The sequence below is a fragment of the Mucilaginibacter sp. P5_A6 genome (genome assembly GCF_056400585.1).
Genome location: NZ_JBFUKZ010000005.1, coordinates 84,606 through 105,514 on the forward strand (window position 1 = coordinate 84,606; position 20,909 = coordinate 105,514).

A 20,909-nucleotide genomic window follows, 5' to 3' on the forward strand; every position below is an offset into this window, starting at 1 on the left:
GCTGCTTAAATTAAATATGGAGCAGATATAAATGCCATAGAAGAAGAATATCAGTCTACACCGTTAGGGTTGGCGGCCCGTTGGGGGCATTTGGGCATGGTGAAATATTTATTACAACAGGGTGCCGCCCCCAACCGCTCTGGCGCGGGCTGGTCGGCACCACTGGCCTGGGCTACCCGCAAAGGGCACCACGACATTATTAACTTATTAAAAAATGGTTATGATAGCCCCCCGCCGGGTCCCCGCCTCCCTTTTTTTAATTAAGCATTAACTATTTGAGGTGAAAAAGACCTCATAAACTCCTGTGCTTTTTCCACCATCTGTTCTGAACCAATAAAAATAGCAGAGCGTTGGTGAAGCTCCTCCACCTCTAACTCAAGTATTCTTTCATAGCCATTTGAGGCTATCCCCCCAGCTTGCTCAACTATAAATGCCATAGGGTTACATTCATAAACCAGGCGCAGCTTTCCGTTTTTATATTTTGAAGTAGTTGGATATATAAATATGCCCCCTTTAATTAAACTACGATGAACATCGGCAATCATCGAACCGGTATATCTTGAGGTATACGGCCGGTTGGTTTCGTCATCCTCCACCTGGCAATATTTTATATATTTTTTTACCCCGGCCGGCAAATGCATATAATAGCCTTCATTTATTGAATAAGTGTTACCATCTTTAGGAATACTCATTTCCGGGTGCGACAGGCAAAACTCCCCTATGGAGGGATCGAGCGTAAAACCATTAACACCTTTCCCCGTGGTATAAACAAGCATGGTTGATGAGCCGTATATTACATACCCGGCTGCAACCTGTTCGGTTCCGTTTTGTAAAACATCATCAAGCGTAGCTTTTCCAGTGTTCGACTTTCTGCGATAGATAGAAAATATAGTTCCTACGCTCACATTTACATCAATATTTGATGAGCCATCCAAAGGATCAATAGCAACTATATACTTGGCATTTTTTGATATGTCTGAGTCAATATATACATGTTCTTCATTTTCCTCTGATACAACAATGCAACATTCGCCCCCACTTTTAAGGGCCGCAATAAATTGCTCGTTGGCATAAATATCCATTTTCTTTTGCTGTTCGCCGTGTGTATTGGTTTCGCCGGTTTCACCAATAATATCCATAAGGCCGGCTTTATTTATTTCACGGTTAACAATTTTTGCAGCAATACCAATATCCCGCAAAAGCCTGGAAAGTTCCCCTTTTGCATACGGGAAATGACTTTGTTTCTCTATAATAAATTGTCCTAACGTTTTTACTGCTTTCATATAAATATTTACTGGTTTGTTAACATAACCTTTGCATTGGAGCAAAGTGCTTTATAAGGTGTCAAAAGGTGATTTTTAAATACCAGGCAGGTTTATGGTGCCTGTTTGTACGGGTCAATTATAGCCGGGTTATTATCCAAATCCCTTTTTACTAAGGTAGTTGGGCTGTATCCCCTAACTGTCATGCACTGTCTTAAGGATTTGAACCCTGTATACCCTGTCAACATAAGGTCATCATTGATATTTATACTTAAAGCTTAATTATTATATTTCTTTTCATCATAAAAGACGGTAACTCTTTAGATAATATCGTACAATAATTTGATAACAGATAGGTAAAAACCATATAGGTCTTTACACATCTTTGTCTATACCAACTAAGCAACCGAACTCATTATTTTTCCTGGCAAAGTGGTGTTCAATTTTAAACAGCGTATTTCTATTAAATGATACAAACAAATACTGCCTTCCGGGATATTACGATAAGATTCCCGGCTCAAATTATTATCGGAACAAATTCTATCCTGAAGCTGGAAGACGAAATTGTTGGCGCCGGGTATACCAATGTATTAATAATTACTATAAATCCACTTTTAACCAGGCTTAACCCGCTTATACAACAACTAAAGCAACAGGGCATCAATATCCTGGTAAACACCTCTGTTATACAGGAGCCATCGTACGATGATCTTGATATTTTATTAAAGTCTATAGCCGGTAATCCTATTGATGTAGTTATTGGTATTGGCGGTGGCAGTGTACTTGATATTGCAAAATTATTAGCCGCTCAAATTAATAACGACCAAAGCCTAAGCGACATTGCCGGCATTGGCCTGCTTAAAAACCGCAGTATAAAATTAATTTGTGTACCAACAACCGCTGGCACAGGCAGCGAGGTATCTCCAAATGCCATACTCATTGATGATGCCGATAATCAAAAGAAGGCAATTATAAGTCCATACCTTATTCCGGATACGGTAATAATTGATCCGTCACTAACATTTAACCTGCCGTCTGATGTTACAGCCGCCACCGGGCTTGACGCGCTTACACATTGCCTTGAGGCTTATACAAACATATTTGGTCATCCATTTATTGATATGTATGCTTATGAAGGCATGCGGCTTATTGCGGGCAACCTTGTAAAAGCGGTTAATAACGGGACGGATGAAATTGCCCGCACTCAACTGGCCATTGGCAGTATGCTGGGCGGTTTTTGTTTAGGGCCGGTAAATACAGCAGGCGTACATGCACTCTCCTATCCTTTAGGCAGCATGTTTCATTTAGCACATGGCCTGTCAAACGCTTTGCTTTTACCACATGTAATGAAGTTTAATATACCTGCTGCTCCTGCCCGTTATGCAAATGTGGCCCGTGCACTCGGCTGTAACAGCTTTGATAGTGACATTGAAACCGCGTACGCCGGTGTCGAAAAAGTCCGCGACCTGTTAAAACAATGTGGCATCCCCGGAGGGCTGAGCGAGGCGGGCATAGATAAAGCTGCTATACCAATAATGGCCACTGATGCAATGAAAATTACACGATTACTAAAAAACAACCCACGTACAATAGCTTTTAAAGATGCTATAAGTATTTATGAAGCAGCTTATTGAAATAAAATGAAAGTAAAAAAGAAATACAACGGTTTAGTGGTACCGTCAATAACACCCTTAACCGAAAATCACAAGCTGGATCATGAAGCTGTTGAGAAAATTTTTGACAATATTTTCAATTATGGAGGTGTTCCCTTTATTTTGGGTACCACGGGCGAATCTCCATCATTGCCAAATGACGTTAAACGCGACTTTATAAAGCTGGCCGCAAGACTTAAGCAACCCCATAAACTACTGTATGCAGGTATATCATCAAATTGCGTAACCGAATCAATTGAAATGGCCAGGCAATGCGCCGATGAGGGGGTTGATGTAGCGGTAGCACACGTGCCAACCTATTTTACATTAACAGAGGCCGAAATAAAAAATTACTTTGAAACCCTGGCCAATAACATTCCGTTGCCGCTTATTATTTATAATATACCGGCTACAACCAATGTATCTATACAGTTAAATTTACTTAATGAGTTAAGCCATCACGAAAATATAGTAGGTACAAAAGATTCTGAACGCAATTATGAACGTTTAAAGCAGTCGCTCGGTTTATGGGCTAAAAGGCCCGATTTCAGCCACTTTTTAGGATGGGGGGCACAATCTGCACATGCCCTGTTTACCGGGGGCGATGGGCTTGTACCAAGTACCGGCAATCTGTTTCCGGATATTTACTATAAAATGATTGTAGCTGCCGACAATAATAACGAACCTGCCGCACTGCTTTTACAAAAACATTCAAACTTAATTGGCGATCTGTACCAGGGCAAGCGCTTGTTGGGCGGCTCGTTGGCCGCTTTAAAATCATTAATGCAAAGCGCCGGCCTGTGCCAGCCATACATGATGCCGCCTTTGCAACCGGTATCAGAAGCAAGTGCCGCCCAGTTACAGCAGGACCTGCAAAACATAGTAACCCGCGAAAACCTTAATTTACCAATTTACCAATGATCAATAAAAAACCAATTATAGGCATCACCATGGGCGATCCGGCAAGTATAGGGCCCGAAATAGCTATAAAGGCCCTGCTTACCAAACGATTGTTTGATATATGCAGCCCTGTAATTATTGGCGATGCCGCTGTTTTTAATGATATTGTTAAAAGGCTTGGCATGCAGGCCACCATCAACCCTATAAAAAGTATAAAGGATGCCGCCTTTATTTACGGCGAACCCGATGTGTACGACCTTCAAAATGTTGATATGAGCCAGCTCCGTTTTGGCGAAATATCGGCTATGGCCGGTAACGCGTCTTTTGAGGCCGTAAAAAAAGTGATTGATCTTGCCCTTGCAGGTGAGGTTGATGCCACCGTTACCGGGCCCATCAATAAAAAATCGGTAAACGAGGCCGGGCATCATTTTGCCGGCCACACAGAAATATACGCGCATTTTACAGGTACTAAAAAATACGCCATGCTGCTGGTTGAGGATAACATGAAAGTAATCCACGTTTCAACCCATGTATCGCTAAGGCAGGCTTGCGACCTGGTAAAAAAAGACCGTATTGTACAGGTAATTGAACTGCTACATAGTGGATTGATTCAATTGGGTGAAACCAACCTCAAAATAGGCATTGCCGGTCTTAACCCTCACGCGGGTGATTCCGGCTTATTTGGAACGGAAGACGATCAGGAAATACTGCCTGCCGTACAGGAAGCGCTTAAGGCAGGTTATGACGTAGAGGGTCCTGTGCCTGCCGATACGCTATTTTCAAAAGCTTCAACAGGATATTACGGCGGCGTAGTGGCCATGTATCACGACCAGGGGCACATCCCCTTTAAGCTTACCGGCTTTAAATGGAACGCGCAAAAACAACAGATGGATAGTGTAAAAGGAGTGAATATTACCATGGGATTGCCTATTATACGCACTTCGGTTGATCATGGAACGGCTTTCGAAATAGCAGGAAAGGGAGTAGCCAGCAGCGATGCAATGATACTGGCTATTGAATCGGCCATACAGCTTAGTAAAAACAGGATAATGCAAAACGCATGATAGCTGTAATTGCAGATGATTTAACAGGAGCAGCAGAGCTTGCCGGCATTGGCCTTGGTTATAAGCTAAAAACCGAGGTTAGTACCGTTATTGATTCAAACTGTAATGCCGACCTGCTTATCATTGCAACCAATACACGTTCATTACCCGAAGCCGAGGCCACGCACATCATGGCCGAACTCACCATTCAATTGATGTCGCTTAAACCCAGGCTCATTTTTAAAAAGATAGATTCTGTTTTACGCGGGCATATTTTAAATGAAATTGAAAGCCAGTTAGCGGTATCCGGATTAAAAAGGACATTAATTATCCCGGGCAATCCATCACATGAAAAAAAGATTGTTGACGGTATTTATTATTATAAAAACGAGCCGATACACCTTAGCGATTATGCCAATGATCCTGCATTTCCGGCAACAACATCAAATGTTAAAGAAATGCTTAGGGCAGCCAACCCGATAAACTTATTAAAAACCGGGGAAGAATTACCGGAAACCGGCATTATGGTTGGTGAGGTATTTGATGAAATTGATTTAAACTATTGGGTTGAACAAGCTGATGGCGATACACTTTTAGCCGGTGCATCAGGTTTATTTAACAATCTGCTTCAACACCTGTTCTCTGCACAACCGGCCGGTTATTCATATCCAGGCTTGCTAGGCCGACGCTTGTTTGTATTTGGCAGCACATTTTACCAGGGCAAACTTGCGGTCAATAATGGCCTTCTGAACAATATAGCTGTACATTATGTACCGGCGGCCATCGTTTGCAGCAAAGATGATGACAAGCAAATAATTTATCTGTTTGCCAGTCACGTTGCCACAAGTATTATTCAGCAAAATAATGCTATCATCGCCATAAATCCTGATTCTATCAGTGGCATAAAAATCGATCCCGTTTTACTAAGTAATAAAATAGCCGCCATTGTAAAACAGGTGATCCAATACACTACGCTAAATGAACTGTTAATTGAAGGCGGTGCAACTGCATGGTCGGTTTTAAGCCAGTTAAATTTTAAAAAAATGTATCCTGTTAACCAGTTAGCTCCGGGTGTTATCCGTATGAGCGTACCTGGTGATACCCAATTATATGTAACTTTAAAGCCCGGCAGCTATGAGTGGCCTGCCGCGGTTTGGGTAACCAATTAATTATACCTGATTATGAAACATGAAACCCTGCACCTGGCAGATTATATTATTATAGCATTAGCGCTGGCCATTTCATTAACCATAGGCATAAGGTTTTCAAAAGGACAAAATTCAACCAAAAAATACTTTGTATCGCGCGGCTCAATACCCGCCTGGGCAATTGGCATGTCGCTTATGGCTACGCTCATTAGTAGTGTAACATTCCTGGCTTATCCCGGGGAAGGTTTTTCATCAAACTGGATCCTGCTTGTACAGGGTTTAATGGTGCCGATAATATTGCTTTTAATAGTATGGTTTATTGTCCCCCTTTACCGCGAAGTTATTGGGGTAAGCACCTATGAATATTTCGAAAAACGCTTTGGCACTTTTGCCCGTTTTTATAGCTCAATAAGCTTTGTATTAACCCATTTTTCAAAAATGGGCACGGTATTTTTCTTACTCGCCCTCGCCCTCGCCAATATGACAGATACCAATACCTACGCCATTATCTGGATCATAGGATTTGTCATTATCGTTATCACCCTCATTGGCGGTATTGAGGCTGTGATCTGGGCTGATGTGGTACAGGGTTTCCTGCTGATTGGCGGCGGCATCGTATCATTTATTATACTCATCTGTTCTATAAAAGGCGGCCTGCCCGAGCTTTGGCATATTGCCAGTATCAATCATAAAAACAATTTTGGCCCCTACACCTGGGATTTCAAAAAGCTCACTTTTATAGTGATGGCCATTAACGGGGTGTTTTATGCCATACAAAAATACGGCACCGATCAAACCATGGTGCAGCGTTACCTGACGGCCAAAACAGATAAGGCAGCCATCCGGGCCTCCATAATGGGTGTAGCCCTTACAGTCCCGTTATGGGCGCTTTTTATGTTTATAGGTACGGCCTTGTTTGCTTTTTACCAGCAAAACCCCTTACCTGCAGGCATTAAAGCCGATGCGGTTTTCCCTTATTTTATCATGAGCAAGCTGCCTACAGGCGTAGTCGGCCTTATTTTGGCTGCGTTAATATCAGCTGCCATATCAAGTCTTGGCGCCGATCTGAACTGCCTTTCGGCCATCGGGGTTGAAGATTATTACAAAAAGTTCAGGCCAAATAAAACTGATAAAGAATACCTTAAAGCGGGCAGGTGGATAGTAGTAATTGCAGGTATAGGCGCTATAATGATTGCCTCGCTTTACCTGCTTGCAGGCGATGAGGGGGCTTTAGGTATCGTATTCACCTTGTATGCCATATTTTCGGGAGGGATTGCGGGTATATTCCTGTTAGGATTGTTTAGCAGCCGTGCCAACCGGCAGGGACTTAATATAGGGATAGCAGCCTGTATTGTATTTACGGCTTATGCCTTTTTAACCTCCACCAAAATTGGTTTAGGTGCTCAAAAGCATATCCTGCTCGATTTGGAAGAATACAACTTTAATCAGCATAAATACATGCTGGGCGTTTACAGTCACCTGGTTGTGATCGTTGTTGGATCGGTAGCCAGCCTGTTTTGGCCGAAGCCTGATATCAACAAAAACCTACTTTTCAGCGGCTGGCTCGAAGCTAAACGCGCCGGTAAGATCGGTGAGCAACATGAGGTTACAATTTGAGATTGTTGACCGGCACTCTATAAAAAAAACGAATGAAGAAATTAATCATCCTGTTTGCCCCTATCTTATTTTTATATGCACCTGCGAACGCGCAGGTAAAACTGGCTTCCTTGTTTACCAGCAATATGGTATTGCAGCAGCAAAGCAGTGTACCCATCTGGGGATGGGACAAAGCCGGCTCCAGTGTAACAATAAGCACCTCCTGGAATAAAAAAAGCTATAAAACCAGGGCAAATGCCAGTGGTAAATGGATGGTAAAAATTTCGACCCCAGTGTATGGAGGTCCGTATACTGTATCTATCAGCGATGGCAATACCATAAAGCTCGATAATGTACTTATTGGCGAAGTTTGGCTTTGTACAGGGCAATCAAATATGGAGATCCCGATGAAGGGTTATAAAAGCCAGCCTATCAGCGGTTCGGTTGATGCCATATTAAGATCGGCGAACAATAATATTCATATCTATACAGTTCCCCGTTCATCTGTAACCGAAGCACAGGAAAACAGTAAGCCGTCCGAATGGCATGTCGCCTCGCCGGAGTTTGTGGCTAATTTTAGTGCCACGGGCTATTATTTTGGCCGCCTGCTTAATGATATACTGCATATCCCCATCGGCCTTATCAGCAATTGCTATGGAGGCTCGAGCGCAGAAGCCTGGATGGATGCTGAAGGATTAAAAAACTTTCCCGAAATAAAAATCCCCGCCAAAACAGACTCCATTAAAGCGGTATCGCGTACGCCAACAACGCTGTTTAATGGCATGCTTAACCCGGTAATTGGTTATGGCATTAAAGGTTGTATTTGGTACCAGGGCGAATCAAACTACGAACGCCCCGATCAGTATGAAAAACTCTTCCCGGCTATGGTGAAGCGCTGGCGCGAATTATGGCAGCAAGGCGATTTTCCTTTTTATTATGTACAGATAGCGCCCTATGATTATACCCAGCTTCCGCCATACAATTCAGGCGGCAAATACAACTCGTCTTACCTGCGCGATGCCCAGCGAAAATCATTAAATATAATCCCCAATAGCGGTATGGCCGTACTGCTTGATGTGGGCGAACAGGCAACCATTCATCCGCCGCGGAAAGAACCGGCCGGTACGCGCCTGGCTTATCTTGCCCTTGCCCAAACATATGGCATAACCGGCTTCGATTATGCAAGTCCGCTATATAAAACAATGACCATTGAAGGCAGCAGAGCCACTATCAGGTTTGAGCATGCCGAAAATGGCCTGACATCATACAGCAAACCGCTCCAATACTTTGAAATTGCCGGGAAAGACAAAAGATTTTACCCGGCGCAGGCCGCTATTTCGGGCGGTACTATTGTGGTTTCATCTCCATTGGTAAAAGAACCTGTTGCTGTACGTTATGCTTTTAGCGATTTTGTAATTGGCGATCTGTTTGGCACCAATGGACTACCCGTATCTTCATTCAGGACAGACGATTGGTAATATGAAAAACCTGTGGCTGTTTATATTTATATTATGGGGCGATGTTGCCTATGCGCAAACCGATAAAGGTATTGAGCAATATAATGTTACCTGGACCAGCCAAAGCCAAAATTCAGGCCAATCTATGCCTTGTGGCGGTGGTGATGTAGGTTTAAACGTATGGGTTGAAAAAGGCGAACTGTTTTTCTATATAGCCCGCAGCGGTACGTTTGATGAAAACAATGCTATGCTCAAACCTGGCCGTGTAAGGGTAAAGCTTTCCCCAAATCCTTTTGACGGTACCGAATTTAAACAACGGTTAATGCTGCAAAACGGAGCGGTACTTGTCACAGGGAAAAATGACGGTATCAACGCAGAAATAAAGCTTTGGGTTGATGTGTACCGGCCGGTGATTCACCTGGAGATCAACAGCAATAAAGCTATAAAAATCGAAGCAGCTTTTGAAAGCTGGCGATATAAAGACAGACCTGTAAACGGTGTTGAAAACAACCAGGGCTCCTGGAAATTTGGTGCGCATGGTAATGTTAAAACGCTAAAGGATTCAATCGCTTTCCGGGATGGTGGAATCCTTTTTTACCATCATAACCTTGATTCTACCATATTTGATGTAACTGTGAAGCAGCAGGGTATGGATGTTGTGAAAAACCAGCTGTTTAACCCGCTTAAAAATCTCACTTTTGGCGGGTTAATGCTGGGCAAAAACCTTAAAGCCGCCGGCACTTATAGCGGTAAGTACATGGATACTGATTTTGAGGGCTGGAAACTGCAAAGTGTTAAACCAGCCTGTACCCAAAACATAGCTATCTATCTTAATACCACACAAACAGCAGCTGTTTCCGAATGGCAAAACAACCTGCAAAAAGGCATACTTGATGCCGATGCCCATAACAAAACCGCCTGGCGGCAAACAGCCAATTGGTGGCAGCAATATTGGGATAGAAGCTTTATCTACATCAACCCTAAAAACAACCAGGACACGGCCGCATGGCAAACCGGCAAAAATTACCAGTTGTTCAGATATATGTTGGGCTGCAATGCTTACGGGGAGTACCCTACAAAATTTAATGGCGGACTATTCACCTACGACCCGGTTTTTGTAAGTGACAAAACCAATTACACACCCGATTTTCGTAACTGGGGCGGTGGTTTGATGACAGCCCAAAACCAGCGGCTGGTTTATTACCCGATGCTTAAAAGCGGCGACATCGATATGATGAAACCGCAGTTCGATTTCTACCTGCGATCCTTACATAATGCCGAACTGCGCAGCCAGGTTTACTGGGGGCATAAGGGGGCGGCTTTTACCGAGCAGCTGGAAAATTTCGGACTGCCAAACAGTGCCGAGTACAACTGGAAACGCCCTATTGGTTTTGATAAAGGGTTGGAATACAACCAATGGCTGGAATATACCTGGGATACCGTTTTTGAGTTTTGCCTCATGATGCTGGAAACGGAGCGCTATGCTGATAAAGATATCCACCAGTATATTCCTTTTATCGGGAGCTGTTTAACATTTTTTGATGAGCATTACCAGTACCTTGCCCTTAAACGCGGCAGCAAGCCGCTGGATGGCGATGGCCATTTGGTATTATACCCGGGATCGGGAGCCGAAACGTTTAAGATGGCCTATAACTCCAACTCTACTATTGCGGCTTTACAAACCATTACCCGGCGCCTGCTGGCTTTGCCCGATAATTATTTAGACAAAGATGAACGGTTAAAACTAACGGGATTTTTAAAACGCATCCCTCCTGTTACTTATCATGAAATAGACGGGCATAAGGTTCTAACCCCTGCAAAGTCATGGGAACGGGTAAGTAATGTAGAGAGCACCCAATTTTACACTGTTTTTCCCTGGGGTATACACGGCATTGGCAAACCAGGGTTAGACGTAGCCCTTAACAGCTGGAAATATGATACCCTTGCCATCAAATTCAGGAGTGGTATGGGCTGGAAACAGGATAATATATTTGCAGCCCGGTTGGGTTTAACCAAAGAAGCCGCCGAACTAACCACCGTTAAGCTCAAAGACTCCGGCAGGCGTTTCCCGGCTTTTTGGGGACCGGGTTTCGATTGGACGCCCGACCATAATTGGGGAGGTTCGGGCATGATCGGTTTGCAGGAAATGCTGATGCAGGTTGACGATAAAAAAATCTACCTCTTCCCGGCATGGCCAAAGGATTGGGATGTACATTTTAAGCTGCACGCACCTTACAATACAACGGTTGAAGGCATTTTGAAGAACGGAAAAGTGGAAAATTTAAAGGTCATCCCGGAGGAAAGAAAGAAGGATATTATACTGATGCTTAAAGATCAAAAAGCAGAATAGCAAAGTCCGGAAAGAGGAGAAAAAAAGCTTCCCTGTGCAGCTGTTAAACCATAACCTTCCATGCTCCTTTCGCGCACCTTTGAGATACCTTTTGATACACCTTTCATGCACCTTTGATACACCATTGGTTACCTTTCGTGCACCGATGAATTTTAATTAAGTATCTAAAAACCAACAACTTAAATATATTTTTAATCTTCGGAAGCTTACTTTTATTTTTAAAAGTAACGTATTGGCCGGGCGGTACACAAATTTACAAAATTTCGGGCTATTTTAAAAATTACCGGCGTTAAAAATGAACTTAAAAGCGCATCAACCAAACTTGCGAAGTTTCAAAAACTTCGCAAGTTTTAAATCACCGTTCCTGAAACCGCGTAAAACCTTTTACCTTTCGCCTTTCGCCTTTCGCCTTTCGCCTTTCGCCTTTCGCCTTTCGCCTTTCGCCTTTCGCCTTTCGCCTTTCGCCTTTCGCCTTTCGCCTTTCGCCTTTCACCCAAAAGCTATCTGTCCAACGGGATCCATGTTTCCATATCTACGTGGCCCCTGTTGCCCCAGGCGTAGTAAGGGATTAGTCTTACATCCACTGCGTTTTGTTTTGGGGCTGATACTTCCTTGTAAAGCTGGTTTTTCCAATTGGCCTCGTTGCGTACGTCGGCTTTGCCGGTAAGGCTCATGATACTGCTGTTATCAATCATGATCATTTCCGGCTTCAGTTCGTTTTGGGCCGATAAAGCAATATTGAATAGTTTTTGTCCTTTGGTCAGATCCGCCGACTCCAGGCAATACACCACCGGGCCACGTTTCACGGCTACCTGGTTACGGGTTTCCTCAACCAGGGGATTAGCTTCCATCATGGTTACCGGCATGGGCAGGTTAAGTTCTATAACCATGCCTTTTCGCCATACTGCTTTTAACTCCGTGTACGCCCCTGGCGATGTATCCAGTTGCGGTACCGGCTGCCCTGCCATTTTAATGCTGGCCCCCTTACACCAACCCGGTATCCGCAGAAAAATGGAAAACGCTTTATCATCCGGCACCTCATCCAAACGGATAGTAATTTTACCATCCCATGGGTAATTGGTAGTTTGCGTAAGCTTAATTGGCGTGCCATCTTTTAACCTTGCTGATAAGGTGTTGCCGCCATACAGGTTAAACCACAGGCCCTTGTCGGATACACTATAGGCATAATCGCTCACCTCGGCTATAGTTCGCACCACATTCGGCGGGCAGCAATTGGAAAGCTTGATATACCCCACCCTATTTTTCGACCATCGCTGGCTAAAGGGCAAATCATCCGAATAACTCAGCGGATTAGTATACAGGAAATTCCGCCCGCTTAAACTGATGCCCGATAGTACGCTATTGTACAAAGCCAGCTCCATTACATCGGCATATTGGGCTTTGCCGGTAATTTGCAGCATCCGCCAGTTCCATAATACGTTGCCTATATTGGCGCAGGTTTCGTTATGCGCGGTAAAGTTTGGCAGCTGGTAATCGCGCCCGTAAGCCTGGTGTACTTTCTGCACATCATTGGGGTTATAGGATGTACCATCGGGCGATACGCCATCGTACAGCGAGCCGCAGCCACCCGTTATATACATTTTACGGTTTACCACATCATTCCACATCAGGTTTAACGTATGCATCAGGGTTGTATCACCTGTTTCAGTGTACACATCGGCGGCGCCGGCAAAAAGGTAATTGGCCCGCACCGCATGGCCCATAGCCTGGGTTTGCTGCCTGAAAGGGATTCTGTCCTGGTTATCATCGGTACCGTTCTCCATCAGGCCCCTGATATTGATCAGGCTTTTTGCCAGCTCAAGGTATTTGGGATCGCGCGTAGTGCGGTACATCTCAATCACCCCCATATAATGCGATGGACAAATGGCATTCCGCGCCAGTTCCGGCGATGCCGTTTTGTAGAACTTGTACAGGTAATCCGTTGCTTTTATGGCCACTTTTAACAAGGTGGTTTTGCCTGTTGCCCGGTAATGCACGCAGGCAGCGGTCATTAAATGGCCCAGGTTATAGGTTTCAAAATTTAGCCTGTCATTAAATGCTTTTTCCTTGCCGGTATGCTTGCGCTCCTCAATAATTGTGGGGGTATGAATGTAGCCATCCGCGCGTTGTGTTTTGGCAATCACGGTGATGGTTTTATCCATCAGCTCATCCAATTTAGGATCGTGCGTTGAGGCATACATACTGGCAACCGCCTCAAACAGTTTGTAAAAATCCCCATCATGAAAGGGCGGCCCTTCGTGCGAGCCGGTATCCAGCCCGGCGGCTATCTCGAAATTTCGATAAGCGTGACTGATCTTCGGATCTGTATAAACGCGCCACAGGTTGGGAATCATGGTATCGCGGCAAACTTTAAACCTGTCTGCCCAGAAGCCGTTCGTCCAGGTTACATTACCCATATCCACACTGCTCAGCTGCGCAAAGGGGCTTTTACCTGTATTAACCAGCCCCTTATTTTGAGCGTAAGACGTTTTAACCACTGATGCCAGGCACAACAAAATCCCCGCACATTTCCATATATTTTTCATATTCGATATTTTATTCCTTTTTAATATACTGCCTGTATTGCGCCGAGTCGACTCACCCCGACATCGCTGCGCTCGTCACCCCTCTCTCCGCTTCGCGCATAGAGGGGGTTGAAAATTAAAAAAATCCTCCCCAACCCTCTTTGCGGTGTAAGCCGGAGAGAGGGTCGGCCGGCGCAGCGTAGCCGGGGTGAGTCGTCGCCAGCGTTCCACCTACATGCTGTACATCTTGCACATTTCCTTTCTTATCGCACCCATACCAGCCTCACAGGCCCCAATAAACCGGCGGGCAGCAAAGCCTTTCCCTCTAAACGGTATGGTGCATTTGTCCAGGTAATTCTATCTTTTTCGGGTTTGGCATGGTCGCCCATCAGGCGGTTGGCCCAGGTATTGGTTACTTCGATGCTCAGCTTGTTAGCGCCGGGCTTTATTGCCCTGGTTATATTTACCCGGTAAGGGTAAGTCCAGACCACGCCGCAATCAATACCATTTACATAAACCTGTGCCATGTTGGCGACCTTCCCAAGGTCGAGCCATGTTTCGGCCACTACTCCTCCATTGATAAAAGTTTGCTTGTAAATTGCCGTACCAGAATAATATTTAATACCCTCCTCCTGCCGTTCCGACCAACTATCCAGCCTATCAAACATAACAGGCACTGCCGGACCGCCAAACTTAGGGTCGAAACTAAGTTCCCATTGTGGTTTAAGCGTTTGTAATAGCGTTTCCTTTTCGCCTTTAACATGCTGAACCACTTTAAGCGGGGCAGCGCCTTTTTTGAGCACAACAAACACAGACCCGTTTGCCGCGAGTTGCAAAGGCAAAACGGTGCGGCCCTTTATTACCTGCCAATTAGCAGCTAAAACATTTTTGCCGGTTAAAGCATCCCAAAGTTCGGGGTCGCCCTTTGTTGATCTTAGGGATAATTCAATCGTACGTTGTTGCTCCTGTTGGTTAGCTATAAAATAAATATCAAAACCAGGCGCAAGCCGATGTGTCCAGGCGATACCATCAGCGTAGTTCCCTGCAGGGTCTTTAAGGATCACATCGCGCGATATGCCTATCTTATCAAAAGTTTCTTCTTTATATGGCCCGGTTAAAACTTTGCCGTGGGTGGTTTTGTCTTTAGCTGATGCCCATAATGCTTCGCCGGCTTGTTTCAACTGCTGGTCATCAGTCATGCCAATAGCCTTTACCGGTTTATTATTAATCAGTACAGTTGCGCCATCCTTAATCAATTGCTGCAACTTTTTTACAACCTCCGGTGACATCAAACCCGGATCGGGCGACATGGAATGCGCGCCTGGAATTACCAGCATGGCGTAACTTGCACCACCGGGAAGCTCAATCCTGCCATTCTTTACTGTGGCCAAAAGCAGCAACGCATCCCGGTTAAAGGAATCATAGGCATAGCCACGTAAAGGATCAATCCAGTTTTCGGGCAAAGCCATGTTGGCCGAGTGACTGGCATCTGAGATGCTACTTGTTATCGGCTCGCCTTTGTTGGCCAGTCTTTCGGCTTCCTGTTTTATTCTTTCGGCACCAAAGATCCCCGGCAGGGTAGCAACCAACCTATCAGGCAAAATTGCCCTGCGGGGTGTTTCTTCACCGGTAAATACAGCTATATCTGCAACCGGATGGCCCATTTGTAATAATGCCTGGCAACGCTGAAGGTAATCAAACCATGCCTTACCGGGTTTCCACCAGGTTTGGTCGCGTTGAAAAAATACCCCGATGCCATCCAAGGTCATTCCCGGTTTACGGTCGGGCCAGGGGTTATGCACATTTACGTGGAATACCAGGCGGTTAATACCCAGGGCAAAATTGCGGTCGGCCATAGTTTTCAGCATGGCCGGATGCTCGTCCCATAATAACCTCAACTCGGTAAATGCTTCGGCCTGGATAATATTTTTACCATAAATATGCCCTCCCGATATCGCATCCAGCATATCATTAGGCTTATCATGCGTAGGGCTGCGAAACCAAAACTCGCCCATCGGGATATCTGCCTTGCTGTAATGCAGCATACCATCGCTTACCATGGTTGGGGCCACGCTTTCGGCAGTAAACTCGCAGCCTTTTTCATGGGCCATTTTGGCCATGGTGCCGTAAAAATTATCAACCAGTAATTCGGCAACGGTTTGTCTTATATCGCTTAACACTTTTTCAGATACATCGGCGCTTTCCACAGGTACACCCGCCATCACCGGCAGGTAAGGGAGCACATCATACCCCCGGCGCTTTTTAAACTCCCCGGCAAAAACCGGCGACCAGTTTTGGCTGCCGCATTCCCAGCTATCGACATGAAAGATCTTTAAAACCTTTTTTGCAAGATCGGGCCCGCCCTGCCTGATGGCCTCGCCAAACCAATGGTCAAATTGTACTTTGGCTGCTTCAGGATTAAACTTATCGCATTCCAAACCGCTGCCTGCACCACCGGTAGCGTTGGTATGGCCTGTTGAGGTGTGGCCTATGCGTAATATTGTCCATTCGCCTGCCGGTATGTTCCAGTTGAGCTTACCATCGGGGCTCAATTTATCCGTGAGGTTAATGATCCTGCTTTTATCAACACAAAGCTCAGGGGGCAATTGTGCTGCGCTGGTTCTTTTACTTAACCGCCATACTTCGCCGGTTTTACTTTCATACTGATGGATGCGCGCTTCGGACGATAACTCGATGCCCGATAACTTTAATGTGGGTTTCCACTTGGCAAAGTCAAGGTCTTCGGCACCGGGTTCCGATCCCGCTTTATCATAAATAAACCTGAAATATTTGGCTGTAGTAGCAGGAATTCCGTTGGTGATCTCCGAGTCCCCATCCTGCCAGCCATGCCGGGGAGGATTAAGTCTGCCTAAGGACCGGAAGTTTTTACCATCATCGCTAACCTCGATAAGCAACCGCTCTGCCTGGTAATTGCTGGCTGCAGTATGGATAACAATTGTGCGGCAGGTAAAAGGTTTTTGAAACTCCAGCTGGATCCAACAGGGCTCATTGCTTGTAAAACCCTTTTTATTGTTTTTTTCCGCAAGGTATTGAACATCGGCATTGGCAATACTGGTGCTTACTTTAGGTTGTGCATCATAACTGCTGATGCCCTCACCCTGCGGAGAGGGATAGGCCAGCACTTCGATATCCTTATAATAGTTTTTGTAATGCACCGGAGTTGGTAAAGTATCCCTATAAACTTTACCCCCGGCTACTTTAACTTTCGACCAAACCACTTTTTGCATCGATAATTCGGGTGTGATCCATGGCCCGCCTGCCAGCGCGAAACCATCACAATCATGCATAGCCAGTTTAACGCCTATCCTATCGGCTTCCTGCATGGTAAATTTCACCATAGCCCACCATTCGGGCGTTAATTGCTCAACCGGTGGAGTTAAGTATGGCGGATTTGCGGCTCCTTTTATTGGCATAAGATAAGCGCCGCCAATGCCTGCCTGCTTCATAGCCTGCAGATCGGCAGTGATGCCCTCGCGTGTTACTGCTGCCTGCATCCAGTACCAGAACACCCAGGGTTTCGCGGCCTCGGCGGGGTGCAAAAAAGCTTGTTTTAATTCGTCCTTTGTATAGGAAACACTCCGCACCTGGGCCCTGCCCTGCAATGCGATGCAGCAAATACATGTATGAAGTACCAGGATGAACCTTTTCATAAACATCAGTTAAATTTTGTTTTACCAGCCACTACTCTTGCTTTATCAACACCTCCGTTATACGGCATGGCGCGATATAAAACGTATAATGATAATCCTTTGCAGATATGCGGTATTGTTCTAACGGCGCCGCCACTTCCGACCAGCTATCATTTCCACCAACTCCCATTTGTACCAGGTCGATATTAAGGGTTATAAAACCAGCGTCTTTTAGCTTGTTGGTATGTTTAGCATGCAGGATGTTATCTTCGGTATAAGGCCAGGCGCTCATGCTGAGCAGGCTATCGGCTGTTATTAGCAGGCCATTAGTTTTATTATGCAACATCATCCAGCGTACATCGGTCCGGTTGCCGTTTTCCTGTGGTACCACATAAGGCTCCATAAACTGACTGATGACCTGATTGTAAATACCGGCTTCGGAACCAGTGCGTCTGTCTGTGTAGTTTTCGTAAGGTCCGCGGCCATAATAGGCGATATTGCTATCAGCCCGTAAAATGCCCATTTGCATACCTACTTTGGGAAGATCGGGCAGGTTTTTATCGGCTACCAGCCTGTAATCAACTTTGATAGTACCTTTTCCGTTTATGGTATACGTTACTTTAACAGAAGCACTGTCATTAATGAGCGTGTAAGTGCTGTTAATTTTCACCAGGCCCTTTGCAGAGCGGTCAATGCTGATATTTTTTAATTGGGGCTGGTTGATAAACCAGGGCTTTAGTTTTTTTTCGGCTTTCCATCCCCGGTGATCGTTATCGGTAACGGGCCGTGTAAAATGTGGTAACAGCGGCGCGAATATCTGCTGCTGTCCCTGCAATACATATGAACTTAAGGCGCCGTTTGTTTTATCTACCTGGATCTTGAAATTTTTCCCGCTTAATGTATAGGCCGAGTTAGCATCATCAGCTGTTATCTCCGGGTAATTAGCAGTAATTGATTTAACAACAGGCAAGCCCGTCAGTATAAACTGATCCTCCGCAATTTCATATCCTTTTGCAGCCCAGGGTTTATCTTCGGCAAGTGTAAAATGAATATCGGCTAAATACTCATGGTCTGTTTTAAAACGGGGCAGGTATTGCTTTATGCTGATGATGGTATCCTTACCGGCAGCCAAATCAATATGCGGGAATTGTTTTTTGGCAATGATATGGCCATCTTCCCGCACCTGGAGATACACATCGTATTGACTTAATGAAGTCGAACTATGCCAGTTTTTAATTTTGATCAATCCTTTACCGGCATCAAGCAACTTACATGCTGCTGGCTGAAAAACATGCTTGCATTCGTAAATAGCAGGTTTTGGCCGCCCGTCTGACGCTACAATTCCTTTGATGGTGAAGTTATCAAAGTAGCGTTCACCATAATCGCCGCCATAGGCGTAATATGATACCCCGGCAGAATCTTTTTTTAACAGCCCCTGGTCTTTAAATTCCCATATGGCCCCGCCAATGATGCGTTTGGTTGATCGCCATTGGTCCCAAAATTCTTTCAGGTTGCCGTTGGAGTTGCCCATGGCATGTGAGTATTCTACAAAAAATATTGGCCGGTTGTCGCCGTTTTGCTGGTTGGCCAATAGTGGCGCCGTGTATAAACCGGGGTACATGCGGCTCACAATATCTACATAAGGCTGATCAATTGGATTTTGCAACCGGTGTGAGTGATCGTTTGTTTTGGGATAGCGCGAATCTGTAGGATCAATATAACCTTCGGCCTGCGGGGTTCCCTGGGCGGGTTCATAATGCACCGGGCGGGTAATATCAAAATCATGGATCCATGCGGCCATAGCTGCATGGTTTGGCCCCCTGCCAGCCTCGTTCCCTAAACTCCAGGTGATGATGCTGGGGTGGTTCTTATCGCGCATCACCATGCGGGTGGCACGGTCAAGATAAGCGCCTGTCCACATAGGGTCGTTACTTAATTTGGAGCCGAGACCGTGTGTTTCCAGGTTGGCTTCGTCAATTACCAGGATGCCATATTCATCGCACAGGTCGTACAGGTAAGGGTCCATTGGGTAATGGCTTGTACGGATACAGTTAAAATTAAAGCGCTTAATGGTGCGCACATCATTTAAAATATCCTGGCGGGATAACGCCTTGCCTTTTACCGGGTCGTGATCGGGCCGGTTCACGCCGTACAGGTAAGTAACTTTTCCGTTGATGAGTAATTTACCATCATCCTTGCCAAATTCAATGCTCCTGATGCCAACCTTGCAGCTCTTAACTTCCACAGTTTGCCCGGCGCTATCCAACAGCGATAGGGTAAGTGTATAAAGGTTGGGCTGATCATCGCTCCATTTATCTGGGTTTTTCAGCGTTGTTTCCAGCAAACCAAACTTTACATTATCCAGGCGGGGATAGATCTCGTTGATCATACTCTCTGCACTACGTTCCAGCGGTTTTTGAAATACTTCCTTATTATTTTTGTCGAAAAGCCGCGCCTCAATTTTATAACCGGGAACAGCTTTGCCTGTAAGGTTCTCCATCCGCGGGCGGATGCTGAACACGGCATCTTTATATTGCTTATCCAGCTTGGCCTGCCACTGAAAATCGGCAATCCTCAGTTTGGGCTCGGCCAGCAGCAATACTTCGCGATGGATGCCGCTCATGCGCCACTGGTCCTGGTCCTCCAAAAAATAGCCATCGCTCCAGCGGATCACCTGTACAGACACTACGTTTTCGCCTGCCTGCAAATAAGGAGTGATATTAAACTCCGACGGCAGAAAGCTATCCTCGCCATAACCTAAAAATTTGCCGTTAAGCCATACTTTAAAACCCGAGCTTACACCGCCAAAATGCAGGGTGATGTTCAGATCCTTCCAGTTTTGAGGCAGGATAAAAGTACGCTGATAACTGCCAACGCCATTATAATCCTGTGGCACATGCGGCGGGTTCACCGGCCGAAACGGGTAAACAGCACTTTTATAAATAGGCTTATCATAGCCCTGCATCTCGATACTGGAGGGTACAATGATCTGTTTCCACCCGCTTGCCCGGCCTTTATAAAAATCCTTTGGCGCATCACCCGGTTTAACGGCATAGCTAAAATCCCAGTAACCGTTTAAGGACATCATTCTGCCCGATTTTTCGCGGTTGCCTACAAGCGCGTCTTTAATACTGCTGTATGAATAAGCTGTAGCCCTGGCCGGGTCGCGGTTTATGCCATCAACCAATGGGTTTTCCCAGGGTTCGTTATCATAAACCGCCGGCACATTGGGTATAGGCGCCGGGGTTTTATCAACCAACTGGGCGTAAAGCCTATAGGGCAAAAATCCTAAAACGAAAAAAATAAAAATCAGTCTTTTCATCATC

Annotated in this window: 12 protein-coding genes; 8 read left to right on the forward strand and 4 right to left on the reverse strand. The window is 45.4% G+C overall.

Translation table 11 applies throughout. The features are described 5' to 3' along the window. Nucleotides 1–9 precede the first annotated feature (9 nt). Nucleotides 10–264, forward strand: coding sequence for an ankyrin repeat domain-containing protein (locus AC1DO4_RS07160; RefSeq protein WP_477414537.1), 255 nt, complete (start codon nt 10–12; stop codon nt 262–264). Here the strand turns inward: AC1DO4_RS07160 and fbp are convergent. Beyond that, nucleotides 261–1,283, reverse strand: coding sequence for a class 1 fructose-bisphosphatase (gene fbp, locus AC1DO4_RS07165; protein WP_477414277.1), 1,023 nt, complete (start codon nt 1,281–1,283; stop codon nt 261–263). The genes AC1DO4_RS07160 and fbp overlap by 4 nt on opposite strands. 446 nt (nt 1,284–1,729) lie before the next feature. Here fbp and AC1DO4_RS07170 point away from each other — a divergent pair, with 446 nt between their 5' ends. Genes AC1DO4_RS07170 through AC1DO4_RS07200 form a run of 7 tightly spaced genes read left to right on the forward strand, consistent with a single transcriptional unit; the run spans nt 1,730 to nt 11,408 of the window. Continuing rightward, nucleotides 1,730–2,896, forward strand: a complete 1,167-nt coding sequence (locus AC1DO4_RS07170) for an iron-containing alcohol dehydrogenase (RefSeq protein ID WP_477414279.1) — start codon at nt 1,730–1,732, stop codon at nt 2,894–2,896. 6 nt (nt 2,897–2,902) lie between these two features. Beyond that, the gene (locus tag AC1DO4_RS07175; RefSeq protein WP_477414281.1) at nt 2,903–3,835 is read left to right on the forward strand and encodes a dihydrodipicolinate synthase family protein; all 933 of its coding nucleotides are present in this window, start codon (nt 2,903–2,905) and stop codon (nt 3,833–3,835) included. Further along, on the forward strand, nt 3,832–4,878 hold the full coding sequence (pdxA, locus tag AC1DO4_RS07180) for a 4-hydroxythreonine-4-phosphate dehydrogenase PdxA (RefSeq protein ID WP_477414283.1): 1,047 nt from the start codon (nt 3,832–3,834) through the stop codon (nt 4,876–4,878). Before AC1DO4_RS07175 ends, pdxA begins: the two co-directional genes overlap by 4 nt. After that, nucleotides 4,875–6,026 carry a four-carbon acid sugar kinase family protein gene (locus tag AC1DO4_RS07185; RefSeq protein ID WP_477414285.1) on the forward strand — a complete coding sequence of 384 codons (1,152 nt, stop codon included), beginning with the start codon at nt 4,875–4,877 and terminating at the stop codon, nt 6,024–6,026. The genes pdxA and AC1DO4_RS07185 overlap by 4 nt, the downstream gene beginning before the upstream one ends. A 12-nt stretch (nt 6,027–6,038) precedes the next feature. Then, complete coding sequence (locus AC1DO4_RS07190; protein ID WP_477414287.1) at nt 6,039–7,622, forward strand: sodium:solute symporter family protein; 1,584 nt, start codon at nt 6,039–6,041, stop codon at nt 7,620–7,622. A 32-nt stretch (nt 7,623–7,654) separates the two neighbouring features. Then, nucleotides 7,655–9,079, forward strand: a complete 1,425-nt coding sequence (locus AC1DO4_RS07195) for a sialate O-acetylesterase (RefSeq protein WP_477414289.1) — start codon at nt 7,655–7,657, stop codon at nt 9,077–9,079. A 1-nt stretch (nt 9,080) separates the two neighbouring features. Next, nucleotides 9,081–11,408, forward strand: coding sequence for a DUF5703 domain-containing protein (locus AC1DO4_RS07200; RefSeq protein WP_477414291.1), 2,328 nt, complete (start codon nt 9,081–9,083; stop codon nt 11,406–11,408). A gap of 500 nt (nt 11,409–11,908) precedes the next feature. On the opposite strand, the gene AC1DO4_RS07205 is transcribed toward AC1DO4_RS07200, so the two are convergent. From AC1DO4_RS07205 to AC1DO4_RS07215, 3 genes are all read right to left on the reverse strand, one after another. Then, complete coding sequence (locus AC1DO4_RS07205; RefSeq protein WP_477414293.1) at nt 11,909–13,954, reverse strand: aceric acid hydrolase; 2,046 nt, start codon at nt 13,952–13,954, stop codon at nt 11,909–11,911. Nucleotides 13,955–14,196: 242 nt separating this feature from the next. Next, nucleotides 14,197–17,604, reverse strand: a complete 3,408-nt coding sequence (locus tag AC1DO4_RS07210) for a glycosyl hydrolase (protein ID WP_477414295.1) — start codon at nt 17,602–17,604, stop codon at nt 14,197–14,199. Nucleotides 17,605–17,635: 31 nt separating this feature from the next. Next, the gene (locus AC1DO4_RS07215) at nt 17,636–20,908 is read right to left on the reverse strand and encodes a glycoside hydrolase family 2 TIM barrel-domain containing protein (RefSeq protein ID WP_477414297.1); all 3,273 of its coding nucleotides are present in this window, start codon (nt 20,906–20,908) and stop codon (nt 17,636–17,638) included. Nucleotide 20,909 lies beyond the last annotated feature (1 nt).